The following is a 13,203-nucleotide window of genomic DNA, read 5'->3' as shown; positions in this document are numbered from 1 at the left end:
TAGTATGTTCTTGTCATGCTATCTTTGTATAATTCTCTAAAAAAATCATAGGGTTACTGCTCAGTAAACAGTTGCCGCTTGATTTTAGCTCCCAGAAAAACAAAAGGTAAACTTCCTATTATGAGTAATGTCCAGAACCAAAAAACATGTACTGTACTTATCCATAACCATATAATTACCAGTGTAATTAATATTCCGACAATGTACAGCTGCTTATTTTCTCCTCCACACAACGATGTTACAATACCTCCTGCAATACAGCTAAGATAAACGCACATTAATTTGACGACAAGCTGAATAATATCGTAAAAACTCCAACTAGCCTGATTAAAAAGCTGCACAGAAGCTGGAAATAAGATGCCCTGTATGGTTGCAAATACGGAACTTAAAAGCCCAATGGTGCCAAATCCAATGATGATAGAAAGTATTTTTTTAAAGTTCATCGTTTAGCTGATTTTAAAATTTAACTGTTCTTCAGTGAGAATGATCGGATCAGTCATGATCTTCTTAAGTTCGATATCAGAGGCTGCCCTGAAAGTACTGACAAACTGATCAAGCCGCTGCGCATCAGCAGGAATAAAGGATGAAACATTATTTATGGCATTTCTTTGAAATTTACGGATGATCGGTTGCATCAATAGATTATAGCTGCTGCAGGCGGATGTTAGATTGTCGGGTGTTTTGCTGATAAAGTGCGATAATGCCTTTGCTCCATAGATTGAAAGCGATGCTCCCATTCCTGAAAGGGCAGTGGGACAATACCCTGCGTCACCCAGCAGAACCATATTTCCATTGACCAGGTTAGGTGCTTCTATCATCCCCATTTTATCGACGAACATCATGCCTTTTTCAGCAAAACGGTTGAGCAGATCGTTAACCTCTATACTGTAATGACTGAAAGAAGTGCGCAACAGCTCCGTCGATTTTTGCTTTATCGTTGCAAGATCACCGGTATGACGGATGTAGCACTGGATGGCAATTTCATTGTTTGCGATTGGGTAAATAGAGAGCATTTTATTCACATCAATATAGATTTTAAAAGCGCCTACAGGATAGGGATGTTCCGTTTGCAGTCTTCCCCCCATATACAGCGTATTGAAATCTTCCATTTTTGAATCGGTAAAATAACGTTCCCTTGTTGAAGAACGAAGGCCTTCAGAAACAATAACAAGATCAGCTTCCATCCTGTGTCCGTCGGAGAAGGTTAATCCGGTCTTGTCACCTGCTGAAATAATTCCGGAAATGGTGGTGTTGAAAAGTATTTCTACCTGGTCTTTTAAATGATCATACAAAACATGATGAAGTCCGCCGCGGGAAATCAGCACTGAACGTTCTATATTTTCGTTCATTTTTTCATAGCTGATATGTTGAATAACCTGATCATCTTTTTCCAAAAAGCTGACAAAGTCAGATGGAGAAGATGCTGCCTGCAGTTCTTCCGTCAAACCGAGTTCTTCCATGATCCGGACACCAAAACTCTTCAGGGAAATCAGGAAACCAGCCTTGGTAAACGATGAAGCTCTGTCAATCACCGTAACATTGTGCCCTTGTGCTGATAGTAATTTTGCAGCGGTCAACCCTGCAATTCCTCCACCTGATATTAAAATTTTCTTTTTCATTTTTATAATTTTTAAATCTTTATTACAAAATTAGCTTTATATTTAAGGATAAAATAGTCCTGTTTGGAATAAAAATAGTCCATAAAGTGAATTTAATTGATAATAAGAGGCAGATGCTTGCTCTGGCAGAGAAATTGGGAATGTCGGCATCTGAGTTTAACAATACCCTGGATCTTTTGCGGCTCAACGAGATTCATATCGTTGATATGCTTCCGGAAATGCTGCTGATGATCCGGTCTGTTATAGCGCAAGAAACATTTACATACAGAAGAAAACCTATTGATGCTGTTAAAAGAGGCCTGCTTTTCTCTTTCCAGAACATTTTCAGCCATTCTTCAGACCATAATGAGAATGCGTATCATGAAAAATTCCTCCCAACACAACCTCACGTCCGGATAACGCCTTTTCATCTGGAAAGTGACGTGGTGTTTCCGAAAGGATTTACGATCAGCCAGATCACGATACTGATCGAACTCGATTTTCTCAAAAGTTTTATAGGGAAAGATCAGGAGGCATTCGGTTATCTTTTTAATGATGAAAAAACATTATTGATTGAAGAATTTATGTCACCGGAGGTAGCTGATCTTGTTAATGAGATTGCCGGATTTCCAATATTAGGCATACTTTCCGAAGCGTATTACAAATTGAAATCATTGGAGTTGCTTTACCTGCTTTTTAAAAACCTTTCCAAACGGCAGCATGTTATTCATCAGAGCCTCCGAAGCAATGAAATAGCAGGTCTTTACCGTGTCAGGGATGTAATTTCATCTTCGCTCGAACAGCCGTTAACACAGGAGGATCTGGTAAAAATAAGTGGTATGAATATTCTTAAACTCAGAAAGCTTTTTACGCAGGTTTTTGGAAAGGGCATTTATGAATATAGTCAATACCTAAGGATGCAGGAGGCAGCAAGACTGATACGGGATAAACATCTTTCGGTCTCAGAAACAGGATATCAGTTAGGTTTCACTAATCTGAGCTATTTCGGGAGGTTATTTGAGCAACATTTTGGAATGAAGCCAAAGAAGTGGAGTGCACAACATCGATTGAAAGACAAATAAGTCTCTTTTTATTCATTTATAATATGAACCTTTTTAATAAATTGCGTGATTTATCAAATATAGAGTAAGACCCGAAAAAGAGTTTTTACTCTATAATTTGAATATATAATAATCAATTATTCTACATTACCTTTATATTTCTCTACACCATCGACGTAGAGAATAGACTTATCGGAATCATATTTATATCGGCCATTTTGATACGTATCCTTATCGGCCTTGTTCAGAATGATCGTATGATGTTCGGTATTGTCAGGCAAAAAGAGCTCAAGTTTAGATTGATCGTCACTCGATAAAACAAAAGCACTGATAACCGCTTCATCTTTTTTAACTTCTATTGGATTCAGTCGGAAACCTTTGTTGAATACCTGGATGCAATCCTGTTCCAATTCGCTCCAGGTTTGTCCTGCCGAGGCAATACATCCGTGATCATCTTTATCAGAACCAACCTGTTTTTCTTTTTTAGTGGTATTCTCTGTAGTTTTAGGTTTCTCGCAGGATGACAGTACGAGCAGACAAATTGTTAGTAAAGTCAGTTTTTTCATAGAATCAAATTAATAAATAAATTGCTACAATAGAAATGCCATTAATATCTTCCATTTAGCTTCATTCTTACCTTAAGAATCGCTATTTAACAAGTCTTCAGCAAATTACACGATCTGATATTGCTGTTTAAGAGTACGGATAAAATCTGTTGGCCTGACACCATTGATATCAAAGAAGAGATCTGAGAAATTTTGTCTTGATGCAATACCACATTCCTGAGCCAGAGTTTCGACACTGTACTTTAAAAATACTTTGTTGTTGTGAAGCTGGTCTGTGATGTAGCTGATTCTCAGGGTTCCGAGGTATTTATTAAAATGGGTTCCTTTATGCTCATTGATCACCTGTGAAAGATAATTGACATTAGTCTGTAATTGAGAGGCCAACTTTTGTTGGGTCAGGCCTTTTTGTAAAAATCCTTTCTCTTTTTCGAATATTTCCAGTCTCAGCAAGATCTGTTGTGTAACTTCATCGGGTATATGGAGTTTAGGCTTTGTATCAGGAGCTGAATTCTTAATTGAATTAAGTTCGTTTTTCATCTTTTGCAACTGATTGTTTAAAGCAATATACTCACGTTTGGAGTTTCGGTGCTCCAGCAATCTATAAATGCAGAATATGACCGAGATCCCTAATAATATGACAGTAAAAAGAAATACGTAAAATGTTCTTGTCTCTTTTTGTATCAAAAGCTGTTGCTGTACTTCCAGTGAATGTTTATCGTATTCTTTGTGGATTTTACCGGACAGGTATTGAAAATTCCCATTTAAATTTTCATCTGCTTTCAATAACTGTTTTGTGTAATACAATTCCTTTTTCACATCCATATTATTCTGCTCGTTTTCCAAAAGATATTCGAAGGCAGGCCGGACTTCGGGCAGAACAAACTGATGCTTGTTAAAAATAGAATCTACTTTTTTAAAAGATTCCAAAGCTAAAATTTTTCGATCCGATTTCTCAAAAAGAAGGCCTTGGTAAAAATGAATGATAGAAATATTGATGAAATCATCATGCAGTATTAATTCAGGAAGCGCTTCTTCGAAATATTCCTGTGTTTTTTTATAATGGCCTTTTTCCAGCTCTGATATACCTTTGGATTTAAAAAAGTAACTTTTTTGTAATTTCTGACTCGGATTTTTTACAATCAGATGAAGTGCTTTGTCGAGATAAGTGTCGGCCTCTTTAAAACGATCCAGTTTTTGAAGGCATACTATGGTCTGATGAAGGCTATTCAGGTAATCTTTTGAGGAAGATTCTGCATTTTTATCATCATTACCAAAGAAATCAAGACATTTTTTAAACAGGAGAAGTGCCTCTTCATTATAACCAAGATAGGCTTTCATCTCTGCAATATGATAGAGATTTTGATAGGTCAAGACTCTGTTTTTTGAATCTTCCAGATATCTATAAGCCAAAAGATATTCATTAAGAGCTTTTTTAAATTGTCTGAAATTATAATAATAGACAATACCTTTCCTGAGGTAAGCGTTTCCTATAGTATCTTTGTTTTTGGAAAGCAGGGCTGTCTTTATCGCTTTATTGGCATAATTTAATTTTTGGTTTTTGTCGTTGATGAAAAACAGGGCATCATCAAAACCCTGAGCCATCATTTCATAATTTTTCTCTTTTGTTGCCTTCGTAATAAAAGCATCCAGACCATTATCAAAAGCTGCACGGTCATTTTCCTGTAAAGAAAGATATTGTTGTCTCAAAGAATTATAATCTTTCTCCGGGACCGCTTTTTCCCAAACCAGGCCGAGCACCAGAAAGGAAAATAAAACCAGAAATTTGTTGAATAATTTCATCTTTAAAAGTTAATACGCACAAAAATAAACTATTTTTCCAAGGAAGTCCATGTGAAAGGAGTGATGTGATCGTAACTATTCTACAAATTGACAGATCAGGACATTAGAGTGGTCTCAATTCATCAATTGGGACGTATACTGCTTTAGAAATTTTCTGCCTTGAGCTATTTTTGGCAAAAATTTAATGTTCATATGAAAATCATCATAACGCTTCTGTTTTTGTTTTCAATACGTCTTTCAGCTCAGAGTCGTTTCAGTATTTCAGGTGAGATTCTCAATCAGAAAAACCAAAGGGTGGAACTGTCTGAAGTTAATTTAATTGACGGGCAGGATCATATTATCAGAACTGTTTTTTCGCAGGACGGTACTTTCGAATTCAAAGAGGTTGATGTCAATACGTATTTTATTCAGATCATAAACCGTTCCCGGATACAGAACGAATTGCCCTTTGCTTTAAATGCAGACTACAGGATCAAAATCATTTTCAGGTCTGATGTGACAGAACTGGAAGAATTAAAAATCGTTAAAAATAGAAATGCGGTAAAAGTAGATAACGGTAATCTGAGTATTGATATTGCCAATTCCGTCCTAAGCAAAGTAGCAAATGTTACCGATCTGTTGTCAAGGCTTCCTTTTATAAGAATTGATCCCAATGGTGAAAATCTTTACTTTGTAGGCAAAGGCATACCTTTATTGTACATCGATAACCAGCGGGTTGATTTTTCTGTCATGAGTGCACTTTCCGTGGATGACATACAGTCGATAGAACTGATCAGAAATCCAGGCATCAGATATGAAGCTGAAGGGAAAGCGGTTATAAAGGTCACGATTAAGAAAAATAAAAAGGACAATCAGAAATTAATCCTAACCGAAACGGGAGTTTTCCAGAAAAAATACAGCAATTATCTCTCTGGAAATTACCAGTCGAAGAAAAACAAAACCGAATGGAAGCTAAACGCTTCCTATAATCAAGTCAATCATTGGGAAAGTAACGGCTTTGATTATCAGGTCGACACTAAATCAATAACCTCCGATTATATTATAAAATCTGTAACCAAACGGCCGCAATTGATCTTCGGTGCCAATTTTTATCAGGAATTAGGTGAGGAAGGTGATTATATATCTTTGGCCCTCAACAGCAATATGAGGCCTGACAAAGGGAATAATAATACAGTTACGAACTATGCTGAAAATACTCTTATTACCAACGTCCAGACTTTGAACAGGCAGGACAAGAATCGTGCAACAGTGAATGCGATATTCAATTTCAATAAAAATCTCCCAAAATTAGAAGCCAGTGTTTTCACAGGCTTCCAGTACAAAAGAGAGAGTGATAATGTTGATTATGACTTCTACGATAATAAAGACTTTTCTGGTTACGAATTCAGACAGTTCCGGCACCAGCTATATTCAGGTAATATCTACTCCGGGCGGATAGATATAGAGAAGAAGTTCTCAGATCCATTTAAAGTACAATTGGGAGGAAGTTTTAACAGTGCGGAAACTTTTACAGACAATACGATTCAATTGGCCAACATTCAGGAGCCAGACCGGTTGGAATATCTGTTTAAAGAATCGAATATGGCAATGTATGCAAATCTGGATCTCAATATGAAAAAATTTGGAATGAAGGCAGGTGTCAGAATGGAGAACACAATTGCAAAAGGTGATAATACATCAACCGGTGTGGACGACATCGCAAGGATTTATAACGATTGGTTTCCTTCTGCGCAGCTGAGTTTTGAGCCTAACGAGCATTTTAATTTCAGCCTGGATTACCGGAGAAGCATCACACGACCCAATTATGGCAATCTGTCATCGGGAGGTTTGTATGGAAGCCCTTACGTGGAATACAGAGGAAATCCATTGTTGTTGCCGTGCTATTCAAATACAATAACACTGAATGCCAAATTGAAGAAATGGTCACTTACCGCTTCTTACTATGAAGATAAAAACCCAATGGGCAACACTTTGGTATTTGACGAAGCAAAAAATATTTCAACATTTACGATTGTCAATTTTGATAAAGAAATCGGGAGTAGCCTTGGGGTAGACTACGAGTTGATTTATAAGAAATGGACATCGCAAAATAACGTGAGTCTTAATTATGACAGGATAGAAGATGCGATGGCCGTTTCTCAGAAAAGTACGCCTTACTTATATTTTTCAACCAATAACAGTTACCATGTAAGGAAAAATCTTAGTTTCTTACTCGATTATTCCTACATCACAAACCGTACTCAGGGTATTTTTAAGTATAATGCTATGTGTCTGGTCAATTTAGGATTAAATGCAAGTTTCGGTCAATTTGATTTAACTGCAAGATATAATGATGTCTTTAGACAAATGGACTACATCCAGTCATTGAATTATAAAAAGATTTTATCTACAGGTTCCTTTTATGGCAATACGCCTACGGTGTCTTTAACGGTAAAATATAATATCGGTAATGTCAGCAAATCTAATTACAAGGAAAAGATCGTCAATGAGAGTGCTGACCGTTTGTAACGGCAGAGATGTAGGCAGGTGTATAGGCCAGATAAGTATTTATATTGTCGGAATGATGAGATGTATAGGATGTAATAAAAAATAGTATAGAATTGTCCTAATAGTAACTATTAAAATAATAACTATGCTGAAGTCCACCATTTCTATTTTTTTACTGGCACCTGTTTTTGTGCTTTCACAGCAAATCAACGGAAAAATCACAAAGTCAGGAAATCAGGTCTCCTATGCGGAAATCACCATTATAAGAGATCAGCTCAAACAGACAACCATCTCTGATGAAAAAGGCAATTATACTGTAAAGCTTCCTGAAAACGGAACTTACAAAATAGAATGCGCTTATGGTGGAAAAGTACTTTATCATGATGAAGTTTTGGTCAAAGGAAATACAACATATGATTTTATCATCTCAGACAAAGATGAAAAGCAGATTGAAGGGATTACATTCACTGCAAGAAAAAAAATAATTGAACGGAAAGCAGACCGGCTGATCTTTAATATTTCCGGTTCAATAGCCTCACAGGGAATGGATGGTGTGCAGGCATTGAGCATAACGCCACAGATAAAAGTAGACGAAAATGCAGGAATTTCCATGGTAGGAAAAAGCGGACTCGCAGTAATGATCAATGACCGGTTACTGAACCTTTCAGGAACCGAACTGATTAATTATCTTAAAAGCCTAAGATCTGAAAATATCGAAAAAATAGAAGTGATTACCGCACCTCCGGCCAAATATGAAGCTCAGGGAAACAGCGGTCTTATCAATATCGTTTTAAAGAAAAACCAGAATCTTGGCTGGAACGGAAGTTTGACCACCAGTTTTATGAAAACTACATATGCCGGATTTTCAAATTCTACAACAGTCAATTATCAGAATGAAAAGCTAAGGACTTCTTTAAAACTGAGACAGTACGACAGTCAGAAACATTCTTCTGAAAATTACAGGATCATAGGACAGGACGGGATGAATAGCACGGACAACAGAAGAGATTTCTGGAAGGGTGCGGGATTTAATTTTAGTTCGGATTATGAGATTAATAAGCAATCCCGTATTGGCTTTGTGCTCGATTACGGATTTGGAAATTCCGGCATGGATATTACGAATGATTCAGACTATTTTCAAAACGAAAATTACACGAATACGCTATCTACTTATGCAGAACATCGTAATGACAATGAGCAGAATACAGTAAGTGCATATTATGATATCAACTTCGGAAAGCGATCAAACAAACTGAGCATTACAGGCAATTATTTCTCCAATACGCCGAAAAGCACTATTGATTTCACCACCAGAGATAACGCTTCGGGTGGTTCATACAGCGTGAAAACACCTTCTGAGCTCAATTACAGCATTTATTCCGGCCAGGCCGATCTTTCACTTCCGTTTACATTTGCCAAAACTGAAGCAGGCGTAAAATTTACGAATTTTGACAATAATTCCGACATTAAATACCAGAATCTTCTTGGTGGAACTTATATTACGGATCCTCAGAGAAGTAATTTTTTCAAGTATAACGAGAAGAATTATGCAGTATATGTAAGCATGGAAAAGCAGATCGATAATAAATGGTCATTAAAAGCAGGGTTGCGCTACGAATATTCGGTAATCAATGGGAGTTCTGTTTCTTCCGGTCAGGTTACAGAGAATTCCTATGGAAAATTTTTTCCTACAGCATATCTTACCTACAAAGCTGATGAGAACAATACCTTTAACCTCAATTATTCAAAAAGGATCAACAGGCCAGGGTTCCGTGCCCTCAATCCATTCAGATGGTACACAAATGTCAATTCCTATTATTCAGGAAATCCTGCCCTTAATCCATCCGTTAATGACAATTTTGAACTGTCTTATGTTTACAAAGGCAAACTGTCTGCATCAACGTATTTTCAAAGAGAATTAAATGCATTCGGCCAACTGGTCATACTGGAAGGCGAAAATAAAACAAGTAATTTTTATAATTTTTTCAATAAAAACAGCACAGGCATCACTGTGAATTATTCAGACACCTTTTTTAAATTTTGGGAAGCTAATTACTCTCTGGATTTTTCTCATATGAAAACCCACGTGTTCGCAACGGATGCCGCTTCCAGAAAAGGAAACAGCACCAGCTTTGATCTTCAGAATAATTTTGCACTCAATAAAGACAAAACAATCCAGTTTTTTATGAATTATTGGTTTCGACTGCCTTCAAGCATCGGAAATACCTATTCATATTATGTTGCAAATTTCACAGCAGGATTAAAATTGAGCCTCATGGACAAAAACCTGCTGATGAATATTTATGTTTCTGACGTGTTCAGACAAGCAAAAAGTCACGGAGAGATCTATTATCAGAATTCAACCCATTTTTTTAATAATTATTATGACGGCAGAAGCTTCTCGGTTTCGCTGACATACAACTTTGGAAATAAGAAAGTTAAAACAGAGGGAAGAAATGTGAAATTCGATGAAAAAAGCAGAGCCAACTGATTTGATATTGTCTTTGATTAAAGCTATTTTGAGCTAAATAGAATACAAATTTTCTTTTTAATTCTTTCATTTGGGCTTACCTTATAAAACTCTTTAAGCAAATCTAAAGTGGTCGGTTTTTTAGGGTATTGATTGTTCGTAAGAAAATTTCTAAGAGCTGTATTAACATTTTCTTCACCAATCAGCTCACTTAATGTTACCATAACAACGGCACCTTTTGAATACGAAATATGGGTACTTTTACCGCTTACTTTGTACAGTGGCTGATTTTCAGATAAGCCTTTTTCATTATCAAAAATCTGTTGATGCACTTTTAATTTTTCCAGCATTTTTTCCCTTCCATGCATTTTTTTATAAATCATCATTTCGGTATACATGGCCAGGGTTTCGGTTAACATGGCAGAACCTTCTCTGTCATCAGGATCGATCTGGCTGTTTCCCCACCAGAGATGTGAAAGTTCGTGTCCGGCGAGTTCATTGATAACATCCTGATTTTGGTCTGCGTGAATATTGGCATGGAAAAGCATATCTTCCGTCATAAAGATGGCTGACGGATAAGCAGTAGCGGCAAAACCTTTCGTAAAAGAAGAAACTTCAGCGAAGCTGATGGTTTTGAACGGATATTTTCCAAAATTTTCTGTACAGTAATCCAAAGTAACTTTTGCATTTTCAAGTAAATGGTCTACGTTCTCCGAATGCTTTTTATTATAAAAAATAGTAATCTTTATCCCTTTGTGTATGATACTTTTTGCCTGGTATCGGGCGGAAGAAACTGCAAAGCGAAACGTAATGCCGTTTGATCTATAGTGGAAATAATTTCTGTTATCTTTACTATACTGTCGAATTAAATCTCCGGTTCCAACAGCTGCCTGGCCTTTTTCTGTGGAAATGGTCATATCCAGATTAATAAAATCTTTTCTAAACACTTCAGGAGCGTCTAATTTTTTTAATTCCGGTTGTTTTCCCAGCTTGAATGCTGCCCGTTTTCCTTCATCTTCAATTTCATTATTAGCCTGGTATCCGAAAGTAGGAAAATACCTGCTGATTCTCATAAAAGAACCGTTTCCTATAATTGCATTGAAAGAATCGTGACCATTAACCGCTGACCACTTATAATAAATTTTGAAATCCAGACTAGCGGTTTCTCCAGGCTGTAAAGGGTGTTCAAGATAAAGTTCAGTAACTGTCTGATCAATTTTTTTTGATTCTGAAGCAGAGCGGAAAACTGCAGATTTTATGTTGAGGTCAGAATTGAAATTAATCAGAATCTTATTAATAGGTTTGTCAGTTGGATTAAGCAGTCTGTATGTACCGTTGATATGATAAGAACTTTCAGATGGATACAGCTGTATCTCAGTGGTTACGTCTGTAACAGTCGGTTGTGCAAGATATTTATAGCGCTTGAATTTTTGTTCATATCCGGCCAGTTGTACCATTTTTTCATCTTCATTTTGAGGAATATAACCCTTTATAAAAAGATTTCCGGCAAAAGCTCCGACAGCTCCTGTAATAATGATGAAAATAAATGGTTTCACATGCCATTTTTTTGTTTTGATGCGCTCATTGAACAGCCAAAAACAAGCAATCAAAGCCAGGCCGAATAACAGTCGTTCTGCAAAAGCTGAGGCATAGGGACCATATCCGTTAAAATCACTGTAAACGCCTTTGTAATCAGAAAATATTCTCAATAACGGATAGGATATGATCTTTTTTGAAACCGGTCCGGTAAAAATAAATCCTGCAAGCACGGAAACTCCTAGTGCTACAAATCGATTTTTTATATTATCGTTGATGAGCAAAATAAATGCTGAGAAAAGGATCAGTGGAAAGGTATTAAAAAGAACGGTTCCTAAATACGCATTCCAATCGATGTGAAAATAGCTGTAAACAAACTGAAATATCAATCCTTCAACAATTAAAATACCGGTAAGAAAGAAAAATAAGATACTGATGGACAGAAAATGACCGCTTATTTTATTTTTAGAGAAACAGGTGCTTTTTTCAATCAGTGAAAATCCTGAAGAATGACTTCTCCAATAAAGATCGTTAATAAAATAAATGGCAATGAGCATTCCAAACAGATGGAAATTTTCCGAAATAGTGGTCGACATCAATCCTGAGCTTGCATATTGCTGGGGAAGGCGGACTCCCTTTTCTATTTCAGCATACATTTCCATTCCTACAAAGAATAAGAGTAAAATAGCAAAAGCTACCATAGTGATGCTTTTAAAAAGGTAAATGAGATCGATTTTTGCAAAAGATAAAACGGATTGTATGTTAGAATTACATCCAAAAGCAGATTTTGTGGTGGTAAATGGTACTGAAGTATGACGAAAACATCCAGTTGTGATCTGTTTTTTGTTCTTGTTTTTAGTTTTGTTTTTTGAAAATGAAGAAAATGAAAATAATCTGTAGGTCAATAGTAAAAACAGCACTGAAATGACCAGAAAAATAATTCTGTTGATCAGTAAATATCCGGAAAACGGTACAACCAGTTCATTCTTTTGCTGAGCGGATAATGTTCTTGCCTCAAAAAAATAGGATGAAATACCGAAAGGGTCAACCAATGCGGATAATTGCTGTGTTTCCAGTGACTGAGGTAAGCTTCCCGCCATAAACGGTGAGTTGGAAAAGATCAGGATGATCATATAAAGAACATAAAGAAACAGCCCGCCGACAACAACCAGAAGTTTTTTCTTTGTGGTCAATGAAATGAAAAATAAAAAGCTGCAGACTATAATGCAATTGATTCCTCCAAAGATCAGAAGAGGATAGAAATAATGCCAGAAATGAAAAAAGCGTTGAATTTCGCTTCCGGTACGCAGGTGCTGCCCAATTACAAATCCGATTATTAAAAAAATGAAACTTAGAAAAGTCTGCAGAAAAAAACTGACGAACTTTCCCTGTAGATAAATTAGTTTTGAAAACGGATACGAGAAAATAAGAATGTCAAATTTAGAATCCCAATCTTTAAAAAGCCCCTGAATGGAAAAAATGATCGCAAAAAAGATAATGACCAGACTCAACAATCCTGTCATGAAACCAATGGTATAAGGTGAATTTAAATAAATTCCTTCCCCAATGGTAAGGTTGAACCGCTTCCCGCAAAAAATACCGGTCAATAGTAGAATCAAGGCAATGAGATATGCGGGCCAACGCTTGATTGTACGTTGGACCTCAAATAAAAATAAAATATTCAT

At 36.5% G+C, this 13,203-nt stretch carries 8 protein-coding genes; 3 read left to right on the top strand and 5 right to left on the bottom strand.

The features are described 5' to 3' along the window. Window positions 1-53: 53 nt before the first annotated feature. Window positions 54-443 carry a hypothetical protein gene (locus MKJ01_RS03135; protein ID WP_241611515.1) on the bottom strand — a complete coding sequence of 130 codons (390 nt, stop codon included), beginning with the start codon at window positions 441-443 and terminating at the stop codon, window positions 54-56. 3 nt (window positions 444-446) lie between these two features. Then, a complete protein-coding gene (locus MKJ01_RS03130) occupies window positions 447-1,619 on the bottom strand; it encodes an FAD-dependent monooxygenase (protein WP_241611516.1) in 1,173 nt (390 codons plus the stop codon). Window positions 1,620-1,705: 86 nt separating this feature from the next. On the opposite strand from MKJ01_RS03130, the gene MKJ01_RS18915 reads away from it, so the two are divergent. Beyond that, window positions 1,706-2,680 carry an AraC family transcriptional regulator gene (locus MKJ01_RS18915; RefSeq protein ID WP_241611518.1) on the top strand — a complete coding sequence of 325 codons (975 nt, stop codon included), beginning with the start codon at window positions 1,706-1,708 and terminating at the stop codon, window positions 2,678-2,680. Between the two features lie 116 nt (window positions 2,681-2,796). Here the strand turns inward: MKJ01_RS18915 and MKJ01_RS03120 are convergent, their stop codons facing one another. Both MKJ01_RS03120 and MKJ01_RS03115 read right to left on the bottom strand, forming a co-directional pair. Then, a complete protein-coding gene (locus tag MKJ01_RS03120; protein ID WP_241611520.1) occupies window positions 2,797-3,225 on the bottom strand; it encodes a hypothetical protein in 429 nt (142 codons plus the stop codon). Between the two features lie 105 nt (window positions 3,226-3,330). Next, the gene (locus MKJ01_RS03115; RefSeq protein WP_241611521.1) at window positions 3,331-5,025 is read right to left on the bottom strand and encodes an AraC family transcriptional regulator; all 1,695 of its coding nucleotides are present in this window, start codon (window positions 5,023-5,025) and stop codon (window positions 3,331-3,333) included. A 192-nt stretch (window positions 5,026-5,217) separates the two neighbouring features. Here MKJ01_RS03115 and MKJ01_RS03110 point away from each other — a divergent pair, with 192 nt between their 5' ends. Both MKJ01_RS03110 and MKJ01_RS03105 read left to right on the top strand, forming a co-directional pair. Next, window positions 5,218-7,533 (top strand): outer membrane beta-barrel family protein, encoded by a 2,316-nt coding sequence (locus tag MKJ01_RS03110; protein WP_241611522.1) that lies wholly within the window; start codon window positions 5,218-5,220, stop codon window positions 7,531-7,533. A 124-nt stretch (window positions 7,534-7,657) separates the two neighbouring features. After that, entirely contained in the window at window positions 7,658-10,003 is a 2,346-nt protein-coding gene (locus tag MKJ01_RS03105) for an outer membrane beta-barrel family protein (RefSeq protein WP_241611524.1), read from the top strand. A gap of 23 nt (window positions 10,004-10,026) precedes the next feature. Here the strand turns inward: MKJ01_RS03105 and MKJ01_RS03100 are convergent, their stop codons facing one another. Continuing rightward, on the bottom strand, window positions 10,027-13,203 hold the full coding sequence (locus tag MKJ01_RS03100) for a M1 family aminopeptidase (protein WP_241611527.1): 3,177 nt from the start codon (window positions 13,201-13,203) through the stop codon (window positions 10,027-10,029).

Source organism: Chryseobacterium sp. SSA4.19 (assembly GCF_022601875.1).
Taxonomy (GTDB): domain Bacteria; phylum Bacteroidota; class Bacteroidia; order Flavobacteriales; family Weeksellaceae; genus Chryseobacterium.
The sequence above is the reverse complement of the archived record's forward strand: the minus strand, read 5'-3'. Positions and strand labels throughout refer to the sequence as shown.

Bases quoted from the DNA above. Each gene is read 5' to 3' on its own strand.
- MKJ01_RS03135 (WP_241611515.1), bottom strand. From the start codon at position 443: ATGAACTTTAAAAAAATACTTTCTATCATCATTGGATTTGGCACCATT.
- MKJ01_RS03130 (WP_241611516.1), bottom strand. From the start codon at position 1,619: ATGAAAAAGAAAATTTTAATATCAGGTGGAGGAATTGCAGGGTTGACC.
- MKJ01_RS03120 (WP_241611520.1), bottom strand. From the start codon at position 3,225: ATGAAAAAACTGACTTTACTAACAATTTGTCTGCTCGTACTGTCATCC.
- MKJ01_RS03115 (WP_241611521.1), bottom strand. From the start codon at position 5,025: ATGAAATTATTCAACAAATTTCTGGTTTTATTTTCCTTTCTGGTGCTC.
- MKJ01_RS03110 (WP_241611522.1), top strand. From the start codon at position 5,218: ATGAAAATCATCATAACGCTTCTGTTTTTGTTTTCAATACGTCTTTCA.
- MKJ01_RS03105 (WP_241611524.1), top strand. From the start codon at position 7,658: ATGCTGAAGTCCACCATTTCTATTTTTTTACTGGCACCTGTTTTTGTG.
- MKJ01_RS03100 (WP_241611527.1), bottom strand. From the start codon at position 13,203: ATGAATATTTTATTTTTATTTGAGGTCCAACGTACAATCAAGCGTTGG.